Annotated in this window: 14 protein-coding genes and 1 pseudogene; 9 read left to right on the top strand and 6 right to left on the bottom strand. The window is 51.2% G+C overall.

Annotated elements, in window-relative coordinates; genetic code table 11:
• The gene (locus VFO10_RS02900) at positions 1-867 is read left to right on the top strand and encodes an ABC transporter permease (RefSeq protein ID WP_325137174.1); all 867 of its coding nucleotides are present in this window, start codon (positions 1-3) and stop codon (positions 865-867) included.
• 120 nt (positions 868-987) lie between these two features.
• A complete protein-coding gene (gene trxA, locus VFO10_RS02895; RefSeq protein WP_325137173.1) occupies positions 988-1,314 on the top strand; it encodes a thioredoxin in 327 nt (108 codons plus the stop codon).
• Between the two features lie 54 nt (positions 1,315-1,368).
• On the opposite strand, the gene VFO10_RS02890 is transcribed toward trxA, so the two are convergent.
• Positions 1,369-2,679, bottom strand: coding sequence for a HAMP domain-containing sensor histidine kinase (locus VFO10_RS02890; RefSeq protein WP_325137172.1), 1,311 nt, complete (start codon positions 2,677-2,679; stop codon positions 1,369-1,371).
• 295 nt (positions 2,680-2,974) lie between these two features.
• On the opposite strand from VFO10_RS02890, the gene VFO10_RS02885 reads away from it, so the two are divergent.
• Complete coding sequence (locus VFO10_RS02885; RefSeq protein ID WP_325137171.1) at positions 2,975-4,360, top strand: cytochrome P450; 1,386 nt, start codon at positions 2,975-2,977, stop codon at positions 4,358-4,360.
• 42 nt (positions 4,361-4,402) lie between these two features.
• Here VFO10_RS02885 and VFO10_RS02880 read toward each other — a convergent pair whose 3' ends face one another.
• A complete protein-coding gene (locus VFO10_RS02880; protein ID WP_325137170.1) occupies positions 4,403-5,326 on the bottom strand; it encodes an alpha/beta hydrolase family esterase in 924 nt (307 codons plus the stop codon).
• A 215-nt stretch (positions 5,327-5,541) separates the two neighbouring features.
• Between VFO10_RS02880 and VFO10_RS02875 the strand changes: the two genes are divergently transcribed.
• From VFO10_RS02875 to VFO10_RS02855, 6 genes and pseudogenes are all read left to right on the top strand, one after another.
• Positions 5,542-7,389 carry a GAF domain-containing sensor histidine kinase gene (locus VFO10_RS02875; protein WP_325137169.1) on the top strand — a complete coding sequence of 616 codons (1,848 nt, stop codon included), beginning with the start codon at positions 5,542-5,544 and terminating at the stop codon, positions 7,387-7,389.
• An 11-nt stretch (positions 7,390-7,400) separates the two neighbouring features.
• Positions 7,401-10,766 carry a response regulator gene (locus tag VFO10_RS02870; RefSeq protein ID WP_325137216.1) on the top strand — a complete coding sequence of 1,122 codons (3,366 nt, stop codon included), beginning with the start codon at positions 7,401-7,403 and terminating at the stop codon, positions 10,764-10,766.
• Between the two features lie 241 nt (positions 10,767-11,007).
• Complete coding sequence (locus tag VFO10_RS02865; RefSeq protein ID WP_325137168.1) at positions 11,008-11,379, top strand: hypothetical protein; 372 nt, start codon at positions 11,008-11,010, stop codon at positions 11,377-11,379.
• A 242-nt stretch (positions 11,380-11,621) separates the two neighbouring features.
• Entirely contained in the window at positions 11,622-12,032 is a 411-nt protein-coding gene (locus tag VFO10_RS02860; protein WP_325137167.1) for an RES family NAD+ phosphorylase, read from the top strand.
• Between the two features lie 55 nt (positions 12,033-12,087).
• Positions 12,088-12,171 (top strand): annotated as a pseudogene (locus VFO10_RS31285) (hypothetical protein); the annotation flags it as partial.
• Between the two features lie 982 nt (positions 12,172-13,153).
• Positions 13,154-13,591: a hypothetical protein gene (locus VFO10_RS02855; protein WP_325137166.1), complete on the top strand. Its 438-nt coding sequence runs from the start codon at positions 13,154-13,156 to the stop codon at positions 13,589-13,591.
• 148 nt (positions 13,592-13,739) lie between these two features.
• Here VFO10_RS02855 and VFO10_RS02850 read toward each other — a convergent pair whose 3' ends face one another.
• The 4 genes from VFO10_RS02850 to VFO10_RS02835 form a co-directional block, all read right to left on the bottom strand.
• Positions 13,740-14,798, bottom strand: coding sequence for a hypothetical protein (locus VFO10_RS02850; RefSeq protein WP_325137165.1), 1,059 nt, complete (start codon positions 14,796-14,798; stop codon positions 13,740-13,742).
• 29 nt (positions 14,799-14,827) lie between these two features.
• Positions 14,828-15,103: a hypothetical protein gene (locus tag VFO10_RS02845; RefSeq protein ID WP_325137164.1), complete on the bottom strand. Its 276-nt coding sequence runs from the start codon at positions 15,101-15,103 to the stop codon at positions 14,828-14,830.
• A 54-nt stretch (positions 15,104-15,157) separates the two neighbouring features.
• A complete protein-coding gene (locus tag VFO10_RS02840) occupies positions 15,158-16,000 on the bottom strand; it encodes a hypothetical protein (protein ID WP_325137163.1) in 843 nt (280 codons plus the stop codon).
• Between the two features lie 114 nt (positions 16,001-16,114).
• Positions 16,115-16,306, bottom strand: a complete 192-nt coding sequence (locus VFO10_RS02835) for a hypothetical protein (protein WP_325137162.1) — start codon at positions 16,304-16,306, stop codon at positions 16,115-16,117.
• Positions 16,307-16,639: the final 333 nt, after the last annotated feature.

Here is a 16,639-nt window from a genome sequence, read left to right as displayed (position 1 = left end):
ATGAAGACTTTGATTCAGGAAGGGGAAAGCCCAGGCCGGCGCGCATGGAAGCGTTTTTCCCAACGCAAGTTCACCATGATCTGCCTCGGCGTGATCGTGCTTTACATACTGATTGCCCTGGCGGGATATGCCGGACTTTTGCCGGATTTCCAGGAACGCGTGGGTGCGGCCAATGAACCGCCGTCCCTCGAATTTGCCAAGCTTATGGGAACTGATCTTTTTGGTCGCTCGGTGCTTTATAAGATTCTGATCGGGACCAAAACAGCCATCACCATCGGTTTTCTGACCACAGTGATTTCCGTTCCCGTGGGCATTTTCTTCGGATCCATCGCCGGCTATTTCGGAGGCAAGGTCGATACGCTGGTGATGTGGGTCTATACGGTGCTGTCGTCCATCCCCAGTATTCTGCTGCTCGTCGGCATCGCCTATGTGCTGGGCAAGGGTCTTCTTTCCATCTGTGTAGCGATGGCTGCGGTGACCTGGGTTGGACTTTGTCGTTTGATCCGGGGCGAAGTGATGAAGCATAAAAATATGGAATACGTCCTGGCGTCGCGCCTTCTGGGTGCCAGTGATTTTCGGCTGATCTTCCGTCACATTCTGCCCAACGTCTTTCATCTTGCGATTATCAGCGCATCCCTGACCACGCTGACCGCCATTAAGTTTGAGGTGATCCTCACATTTTTGGGCGTGGGTATACAGGACGGCGCCAGCTGGGGCACCATGGTATCAGATGCTGCGGGTGAGCTGGTGAATCGCATCTGGTGGCCACTCTTTGGCGTTACGGTGGCCATGTTCCTGATCCTTTATGCACTGAATATCGTTGGGGATGCGCTGCGCGATGCGCTCGACCCAAAATTCGTTGACTGATCCATGGCTTAGATGAAACTTCGGCCCTTGTCCCTTGACAGTTTCGGGGTGAGCCTTATCTTGTTATAAGACATTCAGGGCCACGTGGGCCTCTTTCAAAGATTACAAAAGGTAATAATTATGGCCACTTTCACCAAGCAAGTTACCGATGCCGATTTCGAATCCTTAGTGCTCCAGTCCGACCAGCCTGTCCTGGTGGATTTCTGGGCTCCTTGGTGCGGTCCCTGTATTTCGATCGGCCCCAGTCTTGAAAAACTGGCCGAGCAATACCAAGGGAAGGTCACTGTGGCCAAAATCAACGTCGATGATAATCCCGAAGTTTCCGCGCGTTTCGGTGTGCGTTCGATTCCTTATCTCGTCATGTTTAAAAATGGCAAAGTCAGCGAGTCCGTGGTCGGCGCTCAGCCTCCGCAGAATCTGCAGAAATTGATCGAGCGCGCGTTGTAAGGTGTCGGATGGCGGCGCAGGCCACTGTCCTTTTTCAAGCGGCGGCCCTGGTTCTCACGAAAGCTTCTGAAGTGGAAGTGAGAGACAGAAACGGCCGCCGGGACCACTCTTACAGGTCAGATCGCCCCCATACTGCCGTGCGATGCAGCGCGCGTTGTAAAGACTGAGCCCCAACCCTGCCCCGACCGCCTTCGTCGTAAAAAACGGCGTGAACAGCGAACGAATCATATCCTCGGAAACGCCCGGCCCTATATCGGCAACTTCCACCTGAAAAAATTCATCCTGGCTGCTGAGCGTCAGCGACACTGTCGGCGCCTTGTGACCCACCATGGCTTCCAAAGCGTTATGGATCAGACTATCCACGGCATCCATCACATGCTGCCGATGACAACGAATGACGGCCTCATGAGTAAGATCCATCTTCACGTCAAGCTGAATACCGTGATGATGCAGATAGTGCTTGCAGCGCTGCATGATAAGCTGGGCGATCGTCGTCACATACAGAGGCTCGGGCAGGTTCGGCCCGCGCTGGGTTGAAACCAAAAGTTTCTGCAGAATACTATGAATGCGATGGATCGCGGCATAGGCTTTTCCTATTCGAATCCCAATGGTCGCCTGCTCCTGAGGAGTGGCAAGGCTCTCCAGATGCTCAAGAGTCAAATGAATCGTAGCCAAAGGGCTTTGGATCTGATGCGCGGCCCCCGCTCCCAGACTGGCGATCACTGCAAGTTTCGCATCGAGGGATACCAGTCGATTGCGTTTCAACTTGCGGCGATAATGACTTTTGGATTGGCAGAGCAGCAGCACCGCAGGGAGTATGAAGCCGATGAAAGAGCCGAGCGTGAAGATAAAGCGCAGAATGGATGTCGTGCTCGGCTTCAGCTGCAGCGTGCCCGGGGGAAGGAGATTGAGTTCCACAACTTCGAACACCACGAAAGCGGAAATCGAGCTGACTATAATCCATCGCCATTCCTGGGTGCGGAACAGCAGGAAGGGAAAGAGAGCGAGATGCAGGCAAAAGAGCGAAAGATTGGTCTCTTTGCCATAAAGGATGACCCCGTAGCACAGAGTAAAGTGGGAAACCAGCAGGTACACAACGCGGGCGGTCAGAAAACAATGCCGGCGCGCAAGGTAGAGGGTCATGCTGTAAAGAGCAAGAGCGGGAAGCGGCAGCTGCATGAGGACGTCCCACTGGCCTGTAAGGCTCACACCCAGGACGGCGAAAAGCGCAAGAACAAGGGCGATGTAAAGGGAGACATTGAAGGCCTGGAGCTGAAGACGGCAGCTCTGGTCTTTCAGATTATCCTGTCCCGCTCTCAGGCCCTGCATAAAATAAGTGGCCAGACGGAAAGCTGAATGTTCCACGAGGGGTTCCCTGTTTTTCGGTTGGCTATGTATAGTCCACAAAAACCGGCAGCTCAACAGTTCATCAGGTCTCTGCGGCTATCTGAAGTGCAGAACTGTCGCTTGTTTCCTGACTGTGGGTAATATTTCCAGAATGCCCTGGCAGAGTTCCCCATACACTGTCAATGCCCTGGTCACAGCTTCTCATACGCTTCCAGTAAGAAAGCAGGGTTAGCTTGCATGCCGTCTGGCAGAAGGGTTGCAACAGGAAAGGAGATGCCAAAATCCTATCGAATGACCTTTGCCGGAGCGGACTATGAATAAAGACTCTGCCCTGACTCCATTGGTGAAAGCTGACAGTCTCACTGCGATTCCGAAAGCCGCGAGCCTGACTCCCTTCAGCTGGGGCTATCATATGTCACGGGACGCCCTTAACTATTCGCGGCGTCTGATGGAAACCTATGGCGACATCGTGCGTGTGCCTTTTCCCTTGCGCGCCACCTACCAGGTGACCGATGCGGACCTGATCGGTCGGGTTCTGATGGGAACGGAAAAGACCAACTCCAAATCCTGGGTCTACGACCGTTTGAAACTTCTGCTCGGCAATGGCCTGATCACCAGCAAGGGCGAGCTTTGGAAAAAGCAGCGTCGTCTTTCCAACCCGGCCTTTCTTCCGAAGGTGGTGCATTCCTTTGTGCAGATGATGCAGGAGGAAACGAATCGCATGGCGGATGAGTGGGAACAGCGGATGAAGACCGATACGGTCATCGACATCTCAAGCGAGATGATGAAGCTGACCTATACGATCATCGTGCGGGCCCTTTTCTCGCTCGATCTTTCCCAGAAAGCGGGCGTCATCAAATCGTCTTTGCATGAGATGCAGGAATACGCCAACTATCTTTTCTACTCGATCTATCCGCTGCCGCTCTCTGTGCCCACGCGCAAGAATCGGCGGGCGAAAAAAGCCCTTGAGCAGATGGATGAGGTGGTGTACCAGGTCATTCGCGAGCATCGAGCCAACCCGGATAAATACCAGGACCTTCTTTCCATCTATATGAGCACCAAGGACGAGGAAACAGGCGAGTCGATGAGCGAGCGGCAGCTGCGCGATGAAGTCATCACGCTGATGCTGGCGGGTCATGACACGACAGCTTTTTCCCTGTCCATGGCCTTTGATCTGATTTCAAAGCATCCTCATGTTCTGGACAAGATGCGTGCGGAATATGGGAAGCTTTCGAGTGGAATGATGAAGCTGGAGGATCTTCGCAATCTCAACTATACGAATATGGTCTTCTCCGAAGTGCTGCGGCTGTTCCCGGCGACCTGGGTCATACCCCGGGAGCTGGATGAGCCTTTGGAATACAAGGGGATTGTCTTTCCGGCGAAGAGCAATCTGATGCTCTTTCAGTTCCTGACGCATCGGAATCCTCGCTACTGGGATCAGCCGGAGGACTTTATTCCTGAGCGCTTCGATCCTGAGAATGCAAAACGCCAGCACCCCTTCGCATACTTTCCCTTTGGTGGCGGGCAGCGTTCCTGCGTGGGATCGCATTTTGCGAAAATGGAAGGGCAGATCATCCTGTCGACGCTCCTGCAGCGATTCAATATGGAGCCTGTTTTGGACCAGCCCTATCAATTGAATGCGCGGATCACACTGGTTCTGAATCCAGGAGTGAAGGTGCGGATTTCCAAACGAACTTAGAGAAAAAAAAAGGCCTCCCGAGGGAGGCCCTGCTAAATTCTATTATTTGCCTTCGATAAAGCGCAGGGTCTTGCCCACATAATCACGACCAATCATGATCGGAGCGTGATCGGCGCCACGGATGCGCCAGAGGGCAGTGCGCGTACCGCCTTCACAATCATTATAAGTGAAGGTGTCGGTTTCGTTCGCAAGGCCAGGGGTCAGAAAATCCGACAGACTTCCTGAAGGCTTCAGCTTGCCGTTTTCATCCGGCAAGAGTTCCCACTTAATCAGGAGCAGATCCTGACTCTTGGATTTTTCCACGAGAGTCTGGCAGCCGTTGCGCTTGGCCCAGAAATCCAGGGTTCCGAAGGCGCCGGGATAGGCCTTGCCGGTTCCCTCGGTTTCAAAAGGAACAATGCTGTCATCGCTGCCATGAACCTGAAGTATAGTGATGGGCGTTTCCGTTTTGCACAGTTCCGCGTCGCCAAAAGTGGATCCAGCCAAGGAAACGACGCCTTTGAAAAGGCCGTTGGTATCGCACGCGAGGCGATAGGCCATGAAACCACCATTGGAATGACCGTAGATATACACGCGATTCTCATCGACATTGTATTTGGCAATGGTCTCGCGCACGAGGTCCTGAAGATACTGGGAATCATCAACGCCGGTGCTGTCCGTATCACAGCATTCCGGTGTGGCATTCCAGAAGGTTTGACCATCGGACGGACGCGTCGTGCCTTTGGGCATCAAAAGAAGATAGCCATTAGCGTTTTGGGAACGACTCAGACCGAGCAGTGTGTCCGCAGTTTCAGGCTGGTTAGCCCGGCCATGAAGCATAAGGATCAAAGGCAGTTTTTTCTTGCCATCATACTGTTTGGGAAGTTTCAGCATTGCAGGACGTTCCTGGGGTCCAACGGATACGGTTTCGGCCAGGGATGGGGAGGCGAATGTCAGGATCAAACCGAGAACCAAAGCATTTTTCATAGGGTCTCCGTAAGAGGTGCTATACACATTAAGCTGGGCACAATGTAATGATGGGATCGAAAAGAGCGAGCACTGAGATTGCGGGGATTGTTGCGGAACTCCGATAGGGTTTATTACCTCCCTGAAAAAATTGGAGTTTTTTGCAAAAAAACTATTGAGTCCGCGCATTCTGAGCCGAAGATGGTTGAGGATGCAACCCCAGGAAAGGACTCACTATGCAGAGCGCCCCCAAACCTCAAAATGAACAAGAGCGTCTTGAGTCCCTCCATGAATTGAACATACTCGATGCCACTCAGGATCGCTCGCTGGACGAGCTTACCGAACTGGCCTCCGAACTCTGCGAGACGCCTGTATCCCTGGTGACTTTGATTGATGACCAGCGGCAGTTTTTTAAGTCGCGCAAAGGTCTGGATGTGATCGAGACGCCGCGGGAGATATCCTTCTGCGCCCATGCGATCCTGGAAGATGACCTTATGATCGTGCCGGATACCCATCAGGATCCGCGTTTCTTTGACAATCCGCTGGTCACCGGCCCTTACCAGGTACGCTTCTATGCAGGATTTCCTCTGAGCACGGAAGCTTCCCGCAACCTCGGTACCCTTTGCGTTGTCGATATGAAGCCCAGGAAACTGACCGCCTTTCAGATCCGCGCCCTGCAGATCCTGGGTCATCAGGCTGCGCAGCATCTTGAACTTTTGCGCTATCTGAAGCGCCTCGATGCGCGCAATCGTGATCTGCGCGCCATCATGCAAAATATTTCGCAGGGAATTTTCACGCTGAATAAAGAGGGTCTGACGCAGAGCGAAGTCTCGGCCCAGCTGCCTCAGATTATGGGGCTGCCATCGGTCGCAGCCAGGCTGAAATGGGATCAGGTTTTTGAACGGGCGGATCTCACGCCGAGCCAGAAGAATAAGATTCAGGAGACTTTGAATCAGGTTTTTCAGGGCGAAGCGCCGGTCGAGGCCCTGCAGCAACTGCCCGATGAAATTCGCGTGGACCAGCAGCGCATCGTGGAAGTGAAATGGGATCCCATTCAGAGTGAAGACAGAAAGCTTGATAAGGTTCTCGTCGCGCTCAAGGACGTCACGCAGTCGCGTCAAAACCTGGAGCAGCGCATGATCCTGAGTGAAAAGATGGCCACCATTGGTGAGCTCGTCTATGACCTGAGCCATGAGCTGCGGAATGCGCAGCATGCCGCGAGTTTTGACTGTGATCAGGAAAAGCAGCGCTTTGGTCACCTTTTCGCGGCCTGCAGCATGAGCGAGGCCTGGAAGATTTTGGAAAAGAAAGCCTTTGCCACCCAGGAACTCTTTGCGTCCAATGCCCAGGACCTTAATACGGTGATGCGCGATAAGAACCTGCCATCGGGCCAGAAAAAATTCATAATGGGGCTCCTGTCGCTCGGTTTAACAAGGCAGGAGGCCGAAGGGCTCAATCAAAAGTTTGCCGTGCTCCCGGCGGATCATCAGCAGACTGTTCAATCGCTGATGGGCACGTTTGAAACCTTCGTCTACATGTGGAAGTCGGCGCAAAGAACAGCGGAGATCACGCAATCCGTCCTGGATCACGCCCGGACTCACGAGCTGAAAGCCCCGGTGGCTGTCACGGAACTTGTGGACAGCAGCCTGACCCTTTTGCGTAAGAAGAGCCGGGCTTTAGGGGTGACGATCGACCTGAAGGTTCAGCCCGAAAGCACGGTGGTCGTGAATAAATCGGAAATCAATCAGGTGCTTTTAAACCTGATTAAAAATGCGCTGGAAGCCTTTGAAAGCTCCAAGGTCCCGGTTCAGGATCGGGTGCTGAGCATTCGTCAATCGGCGGCGGAAGGGGCCCTTCTTTTGACTGTCGAGGACAACGCCGGGGGCATCAGCCCGGATGTCCTGGCACGCATCTTTGAACGGCGTTTTTCCACGAAGGGTGAAAAAGGCAACGGTCTGGGCCTTTACATGGCGCAGAAGCTGATTCTGCGCAATGCCGCGGTTTTGAATGTCACCAGTCGTGATGGAAAAACCTGCTTTACTCTGAGATTTCCTACGACCGAAACCATGCCAAAGGCGGGTTGACCGTGAAGCAGATGATTGCGTTGGTCCATAAGATTCTGAGGGTGAATCGTGAGCGCTTTCCGGAAGAACGAGAGTGGCTGAAAGCGGTCAATCGTAGTCTGTTTCAGACTCTTTATGCTCTGGCCTGGTCGTGCTATGTGATCACCTATCTGATCCTGGACACCACAATCAACGCCGCTCTCTGCGGTGGATTGGGTTTGGGATCCACTCTGATCGGCCTTGCGATTCTGCGGCATTCCACAAACACCGCGGCTGCCACCCATGTCGTTCATATTGGAGCCTTGCTGACTCTTCTGGCTATCTGCCATTTCACGGGCGGCATTTCCTCGCCGATTTACACCTGGCTGTTTGCGCTGGTGATCTGTAACTTTCTTTTGATGGGTCAGCGCCGCGGGATTATCTTCGCCTGCATCACGCTTGTGGCCTGTGTCATCAATTACATGATTCAGCTGAATTGGCCTGTGGGTCCTGTGAATGCGTTCTTTGAGACCCAGGCTCTGTCGTTTGGTCTCTTTCGGCTTTTGACCTATAGCCTTTCCTTGAGTCTTGTCTGCGTCTTGACCTATACCTTTGCCAAAAATCAGTTTGATGCCTATGAAAGCACAAGGCTGGCTCATGAGCAGATCTATAAGCAAAAGGTCGAGCTGGATCAGCAGCATGAGCAGCTGATCAGCATGAGTCATGTTTTGAAGCTTCAGAAAGAGCAGCTGGAAGAGGCCAATGAGAAATTGAAAGACACGGATGTTCAGAAGACGCGCTTCTTTCAGAATATTTCGCATGAACTCAGAACGCCACTGACTCTTATCCTCGGTTCGATTCAGCAGGCGCGACGCGAGGTCGGCGACCTGGAATCCCTGCAGGTGCTGCAGCGCAATGCCAATCGTCTTCTGCGGCTGGTGAACCAGCTCCTTGATTTTCAAAAGCTGGCGGCAGGTCATGGTGAGCTGAAGCTTCAGCCGATCGACCTGCGTCGCTTTACGCAGCAGATTTCTGAGTACTTCGAAACACCAGCCCGGCAGAATCAGGTTCGTTTTCACCTGGATCATACGGACTTGAGCCCTGAAAGTGTGATTCGCGTGCTCGGAGAGATTGATGGGCTTGAGAAGATCGTATTCAATTACCTTTCCAATGCTTTGAAATATACGCCTCCGGGCGGCACCATCACTCTGAAGCTCAGTATGATGGGGCCCGAGGTTCGCGTGACTGTCAGTGATACCGGCCCTGGCATTCCCGAGCAGCAGATTCAGCGTCTTTTCCAGGTTTTTTCGCAGGTCGAGCAGGTCGGCGGACGCAAGGTGGAAGGGACGGGGCTTGGTCTGGCCTTGACCAAGGAAATTGCTGAACGCATGAAGGGATCGGTGGGGGTGTCGAGTGAGGTCGGGAAAGGATCTCAGTTCTGGGTGACTCTGCCTCTGATGAAAGCGGATCGTCCGCATATTGATTGTCTTCTGGTTACGCAGAATGCCGTCATGCAAAAGGCGTTTATGGCTCATTTTGAAGCTTCGCCTTTTACGATGCGTGCCGCGGCCAGCCTGGATGAGGCGCAGGGGCTCCTTCAGAACTGGGATATACAGATTGTCTGTTTGGATGTGGCCCTTCCTCAAGGTCGCGCGTTTGAGATCCTGGATGAGACTGTGCGGCTTTTGCCTGAGAGCAAACGTATTCTGATTCAGCCTGAGGGTGTTCCCTATGAAACACCGCGGACCTTTAATCCGCGGTCCATTGATCGTATGATCAGCTTTCCTTTCCTTGCTGAGGATCTTGGCTATCTGCATGACCTTTTGGTGAAGTTCAGACTTTTGGATCATGCGGATTTTGTGAAGTTTCTGGTGGTGGATGATGATTCGGTTTGTTTGCAGCAGACGATTGCCTGTTTGGAGAAATTGGGCGGGCTTGAGGATATCTGTGTGGCTGCATCTTATCCCGAGGCCATTGAGCTTTTGAAGACCTATCGTTTTGCCTGTATTTTGAGTGATGAGAATATTGGGAGTGATCCGGGGTCGAAGCTGCTGGCCGAGGCGAAGGTTCTGCAACCCGAGACTACGCGTATTTTGATTACTGCGGATCAGAGTCCTGAGCTGCGGCAGAAGGTGATCAACTCGGGAAGTATAGATCATGTGCTTTATAAGCCTGTTCGGAAAGAGGAGCTGCAGCCCCTTTTGGAAGGACGAGTCAAGGCGCAGAGTCAGAGTAATTCAAGCGAATCTTCAAGCGCGAATTATAAGGATTGGTTGCTGGCTGGGAGTAAATCCCAGGGCCGTGAGGGTTTGATTCGGGCGGAAGCGCAGCTGCGTGAAGGCCAGGCCAGAATTCTTGTGGTTGATGATCTTCCGGATATGCGGCATCTGATTGCTGAGTCGCTGCTTTCGCTGGATTATGGGGTTATTGAAGCGGAAGATGGGCGGCGGGCTTTGGAAATGGCTCGGAATTATCGTCCGGATTTGATTATCAGTGATTGGATGATGCCTCATCTGAACGGACCGGAGCTTCTAAAAGAGTTGCAGGCTGATGCTGAATTGCAGTCCACGCCGACAATTTTATTGACTGCAAAAGGGGATGAGCTGAGCCGTATCGAGGCGATGCAGCTGGGGGCGATTGCATTTCTTTCCAAGCCCTTTGATATTGCAGAGCTGGTGAATACGGTTCATAACCTGATTCGGTTGAAAGAGAGTGAGAAGAAGATCAAGGAACTGAATCGGCATATGCGGGAGCATGTTCTGCAGCGCTTCTTCCCGGCTCAGGTTTTGAAACGTATCTGTGAGGGTGAGGTGGCCTTTGGTTCGGGCAGCAGCCTTTTGCCTGTGACCATTCTTTTCGCCGATCTCTGTGAATTCACCCGCAACTCCAGTGTTCTTGGGCCGCGGAAAATCTCAGAGATCCTGAACGTCTACCTCAGCCGCATGAGCGACATCGCGTTCGCGCATGGCGGGACTGTGGATAAATTCATTGGTGATGGTGTGATGCTGATCTTCGGTGCGCCCGAGCCTCTGGAATCGGCGGAACAAGTCCGCCGCGCTTGTGCCTGTGCGTTGGCCATGCAGGAAGCGATCGAGGATTTGCAAAAGACCTGGCAGGCGCAGGGTTTGCCCCTGTTCCAGATGCGTGTCGGGATCCACCATGGGCCGGCCCTTGTCGGTATGTTTGGGAATGAGCGGCGCTCTGACTATACTGTCATCGGGCCGACTGTGAATATTGCGTCACGCGTGGAAAGTGCAGCCGAGCCGGGCGCGATTTTTATCACGCAGGTGGTGCGGGATTACCTTGATGGTGAAAATCAGTGGCAAAGTGCCGGCGGTTATAAGTTGAAGGGTATTGATGGGGAGTCGCAGCTCTATCGACTGCTTAAAACACCGAATGCTTTGAAAGCGGCGGGTTGATAGGTCAAAGCATGAGTCTCAGCGACTAATATTCGAATCAATTGCATTAGGGATAAAAGTTCTTGCACTGTTGCGCCTAGCCAGTGATCGGAAAATCGTCAGAATTATCTGTGCATTATGATCATGGCGCATAATTGGTACAAAAGTGGTATTTTCATGGTAAAGTATTGGTAGAAGAAGCTGATAAAGCTGTTTGAGGGCTGGTCAGGTTATTCTGTTTTGGGTTATGTGAGAGGTTGCAATGTCACATCAAGCTGTTGATCAATCTTTTTTCATGAAGAGCAACAGGCCTATCATTTCGAAGTTCTTCGAGGTGGGATTCAAGCGTAAAGAAATAGCCAGAGTATACAAGATCAATTATCAAGTCCTGCGTGATGACAAAATAACAGCGGAAGCAAGCCAAGCGCTAAGGCCTCCAACACAGCTTGTGCCCTATTTTGTGAAAATATTCAGAGGTGATTTTGAAAAAATCGTCGCCTGGCTGAACGAAGGAAACGTTGCTTTCCATGGGCTCACCCCCATAGAAATGATCTACATGCGCCGAGAGGAGGATGTCATGAAGTTTCTGCAATCCTATCTCGATGCCGACAATAGAGAGGTATTCAGAGGCTAATGTCCATCACAAGATATAAAGAGCTTCTGAGCGAGTTGAATCTCGCAGCACGTTTGTCGCAAAAAAGCAAAACTCATGCAGGAACTGAATGACGTTAAAATAACGATCAGTACGCATTGCTCCAAAAAATTTAGCAATCTTACAACAAATTTTGGAATCGTTAAAGCTGGGGCGTTCTGCCGAGGTGCGTATCTAAAATTCCAGAAAACTCCACAGGGAAGCGGCCCAGGTGTTGGGAGATTTTGGAGCGACAAGAGCCTGGACTCACCGCTTTATTTTGCATCAACGAGCATGCTGTTTTTCCTGAAAGACGGGAAACAGGATTTGACATTGTGGAGCCTCATTTCCGCTTCTGGGCTACCGTAAAACTTCACAATGTTCTCGACTTGACCTCATCAGATATACATAAGCGCGCAAAAATATCAAAATATGAAATTGGGATTGAATGGACTGCGTGGACAGGAATTCCATGTCCGACGCAGATCCTTGGAAGAAAAGCGTTTGATGCTGGCTACGAGGCCATTCTATTTTACAGCGTTCGGCACAAGGGAACACTTAACCTTGCCGTTTTTGCCTCAAACCTTGAGGTTCAGCGATCCTCCATTGTGATTCACGTCCCGCACAATAACTTTTCAAACGACCGCATTCCCTAGGGTCAGGATATTACCATCTGGCCTACATTATGCTCCATAACGGTATTTAAATCGAAAGGCAAAGCTTTGCCAGAGAAGGGCTTACGGGTTCAAAGAGTTCAAAAACTATAGACTAAGGCTTTTGAATCTGTGCGCATGAAGGGCTTGAGGGTGACACCCACACTGAATCGGGAAGAGCCCCTTTTTGTTCCGTCCAGACGCAAAAAAACCAGAGCAGGATTCCCTTAACTCTGGCTTTTCTCTGTATTTTCCCACTGGATATTGCTGGTCGGGGCGACAGGATTCGAACCTGCGACCTCATGGTCCTGGCACAATCCGCGAATTGTCAGAAAATTAAGTAAAGTTAGAAACTTAAGTAGTTGAAGAATTAACCATCCACATTCGGATTCCTTGCTCCGTAGTGTCCTGCGTGTTCCTTTTGTCTCCGAAAATGTTCCGCAGCAAACTACTGCAGCGCGGCATTCTGATATAACCCAACCCATTCGCAATTCACTCTGGTGGTGTGCACCCGGTCAACACTTATACCCTGAACGTCAGTCGCTTGGTGATCATCACTAGGCCACCAAACGCACCGCTATGCAAAATGATCTATGTCATTCGGTTTGGACTTAGACAAGTAAGTCCAGCTTAAACACAGTGATCGCTAAACAATCCTACTAGCTTTTCAGGCATGTTGATCTGGTGCGGTCTGATGCCGGTGGTGCGGTCTAATGCTGGTGATCTGATGGGAAAGTCTTCAACCGTGAGGAATACCAGTTCCGCCTGTTGACGAAGCAACTGAAGGAAGCCGAGAGCGGTGAATACATGTCCCTTGGCAGTTCCACCCTGTCGAAGCTGGCTGCGCTTAGCCCCAGGGAACCAGGACTTGATGGAACAGATTTACATTGCTGAGCAAAAGTTCAGCAACAGCATCTTTGACAGATTTGCAAGGGGTCTGGCCTGAAATACGGCGCATGAAGGGATGTAAATGATCCACATGAGCGAATCCACCCGGGTTCGCTCTACCTTGCCAAATGCAACCATTACAATCCCAAAGCCAACCACCGTATCTTCAGCCTGCCTCCCAAAGATTGATTGGAAGAAATGAATTTAAAAAATTCCCACATGAGAGGATCAAAACCATGCCTGCTATTGGAAATTTATCGTGCAAAACCAAATCCGATCTTGCCTGCATCAATGAGCTTTCAGTTCGTTGGAAGGAGCTACTTAAGGCCTATGCTGCGTTCTGGTTACATCGCAGCGGCCCATCAACACCTGCTGAGACCCGGATGATGAAACAAAGAGCGAAGAGTTTTGAGGACTACCTTGAGCGTTTAGTTCACGGGGACCATGACTTTGAGGTCGTAGACACATTGAAAGTCATTATCGAAGACACATATAACGAGGACCTGCTCCAGGAAATTTTTCAGGAGTATTTGGATATTATTGAGATGGTGGCACCCAGTTACAGCGGAATGGAGTTTAACTACATCACTCAGCTACCGAGTGTGAAGTTCTTCAGCATCGAGCTTCTGAAGGAACTGATGAGCAAGGAGTTGCGGGTTCTTCTGGATCTTTGATCTGAACTGTTATCCTGGGGCAACCACAAAGCGATAAAGGGGTCGATCACGAATTTGCCCAGCACCGAGTTCTTTCCGACTAAGCTGATCAGCGAGTTCTACTCGGAAGAGTTGCGGGATTGCTCGCCGACCAGTGAATATGGTCTAACTACTGTTCTTTCTGCTTTTCTTGACGTTCTCCGAGCTGAGGCAGTGACCATCTGATGCCATGTTCCATCTCGCCCCATGATATTTCAATCCCTTCAGAGCCACGTTCATCCGCTATTTGAGAGGCTCCTCCTTTTCCGCGATTCCTCTTCTGCTCCATCATTTCTCGAACCCTACGACCGTATTCTCGGCGATAGTGTTCATAGAATGGCTTGTCGGGATCTTTTTCAGCCAGAATTTCAGCGACACCAGTTCCTTCAAGCACTCGGTGAACGGTGCCAAACCGCATTAGATCAACCAGATCACGGATTCGGCAGCCAGGTTCGGAGCGCCGATACTTAGGGAACCGGTAGCTACCATCGAATACTATGAACCAAAAATATCCCAGAATGGCTTCGATTTTTTCAAATGTGCCGTCCACGATACGAAACTCAGCACGCGGAGTAGTTGCACGTCGCTCCAAATTTTCGTTCTCATACCGGTGCGCCAAATGATCGTTTCGGATGGTCTTCAAAAGTTTCACCTCGTCCCTGAACACTTTTTGCAGAGCAACGGTGTTCTCTTCCGAAACGCCTGCCAATTCATCCCAGCCAGAAAAAAGAGCCGCGAACGAATTCCGAAGCGATCTAATGACAGCGTGCTTCCGACCGTCCTGGATATGCCTTTCAGCTTCCTGCAGTGCCTTGAGCGACATGTTCTTGTTGACCATCAAGATCGTCGCATCATTTACATCCTCCAATGACTTCATTTTAAAGAGATCACGACTTTCATGTGCTTTTTCCAGAAAGCCCTTTGGTCGCATTCCTTTGTGATCAGGCTTGGCGGGTGCCCAGCCGGTGCAATAGGAAGCCAAGTCGATAATCATTTTCTCATAGGCTGCTTTTGTATCCTCGAAGAGTTCGGGATAAGCGATCTCTACGAGACCATTTTCATCCCTATACTGGTCCAGTTCATCAGCAATGGCTCGATACCGGATGTACTTGGTTTTCAAGCGAACCAGAATATGCGATTCGGTACGGAGTTCCTCTTCAAATTCAGCCTTGATACCATCTTCGTCCATTTTCAACCCTTTGCAAGATAAGCTTTTTATTAAGGCACAGGCTGCTTAGCAACCAGGGGATTCATCACCTGACCACCAAACAGCGGCACCACTACCAGCAGGTCCTGGTCACCTGTCAACAGGATGCAGCCGTTCAAAATCGCGGCCTCGGCAATCACAGCATCGGTGTGGTTGCTCTTCCGTTTCCGGCGGCCCTGCATCGCATTGAATATCGGTTCCCAAAGGCCAGCCGTGGCTCCAAAAGGTCCTTCTCCCCAGGGTGTGAGACCCCATACAGCGGTCTCGATATCATGTTCCTTGAGCATGATCTGAGTAAGTTCGGCTAGAGTATCTCCTAATTCCTCCTCCACTGATGCGGATCAGTACAATCCTTCATCACCCAGGTCTTTCAACGGACGAGTGTCATAGTCTTCAAATGGCGAAACCTTGTCATAGAAACTGTCGCTGAATTGATTCCAAACGAATGAACCATGGGCCATGCCTGATCCCCCGAAGCCCCCCATATCCCCCGACAGTGCACCGCTCTTTACGAGGCGATCCACGCGCAGGCGGACGTACTGCAGGTTTACGTTTCGTTTCAGGGTTATTTTTGAATAGTTCGGTCTATCAACACGAATCGTAGGACGCTTGATAGACAGTTCAAACAGACCTTCCTCGCTCTGAAGTATATCTTGGCGACAACGCTCACGCTCCTCGTCAGTTTTTGCAGCATCGAACCGATCCTTATGCTGCTGCAAACTCTTACGTCTGTCTTCGATCTGCTTTGGAAGCTCCACGGATTGCCAAGCCTTGTTCTCTTCGTCCGCAAGCTGCTTCAATGCCACAAACACCTCAAGGTCTTGGTCTGTCAGATTACTGAGAGCGTCGGCAATCATGGAATCGTCGTCGGTCAAGAACTGCTGCCTCATGTAGTTGGCAATGACCGCAGCCAAGCAGCAAGTTACCCAGACGCTTTCAGCCCTCCGCGCCTTGTTCAGCAATTTTCCAATGTTTTCCTGATGCTTTTCCTCATAGGCCATCAGCATGAGCTTGCGACCAGCGTTTGGGTCATCCAACTCCTTGTTTAATGTCTTTATCAACGCCTTGAGACGGTTGAGTTCAAAGCGATGGGCACCCCAGTAAGTGAATTTGATGAGCGCATACACCGCTTTTGCTGGTCCTGCAAAACCTGAAAGCGCGCCGATCGTCGATGTGATGTCCACAGTACCTCCAGCGGTCACGATATCGTCCTCCTTGCTTACGCAAGTAGGGCCGTCCACGAAAATGGTTGATTCAAACTTCTGTAGTATTTCTAAGGTTTATAATGATCATTCTTTCTACAGTGGAAGCAGCTGGGCCGCTTCCCAGGCGAATATCCCGGGTTGCTGGTATTGGGGGTGTGCGGAATAGGTGCGGGGCCGACGAACCAGCGTGAACGCCGGAAGTATCAGCAGCGATCTGAATTCCAGCTTCAGAAAGCCGAACAGACCTTTCAGAAACACAACCAAGGCTTTGAAGAGCGCAGCCATTGGGAACCTCGTCAGCGTTGATCCTGAAACGGATCACACGATGTGAAGATGTTCAGCCTAGGTCGATTCACACGCAATTCACGAAAATTAAACGATACTCACTCACCTACCGAACGGTACCGCCCCATGCCTGTACGATCCCCCAAGCCCTACGCTTGCTCTGAAAAACGTCCTCATGTACCGCGACGGTGGCTTGATTCTGATAATTCATCAGAATACCATCGACCGAACAATTCCACAGGATGTAGTGAACGTCCAGGCCCGGATTTCTGCCCGCGACGTGCGTCCCTCTGGTTGAATTTGGTATTCTTCACGGTCTTGTATCTTGACAAC

It is taken from the genome of Oligoflexus sp. (assembly GCF_035712445.1).
Lineage (GTDB): Bacteria > Bdellovibrionota_B > Oligoflexia > Oligoflexales > Oligoflexaceae > Oligoflexus.
The sequence above is the reverse complement of the archived record's forward strand: the minus strand, read 5'-3'. Positions and strand labels throughout refer to the sequence as shown.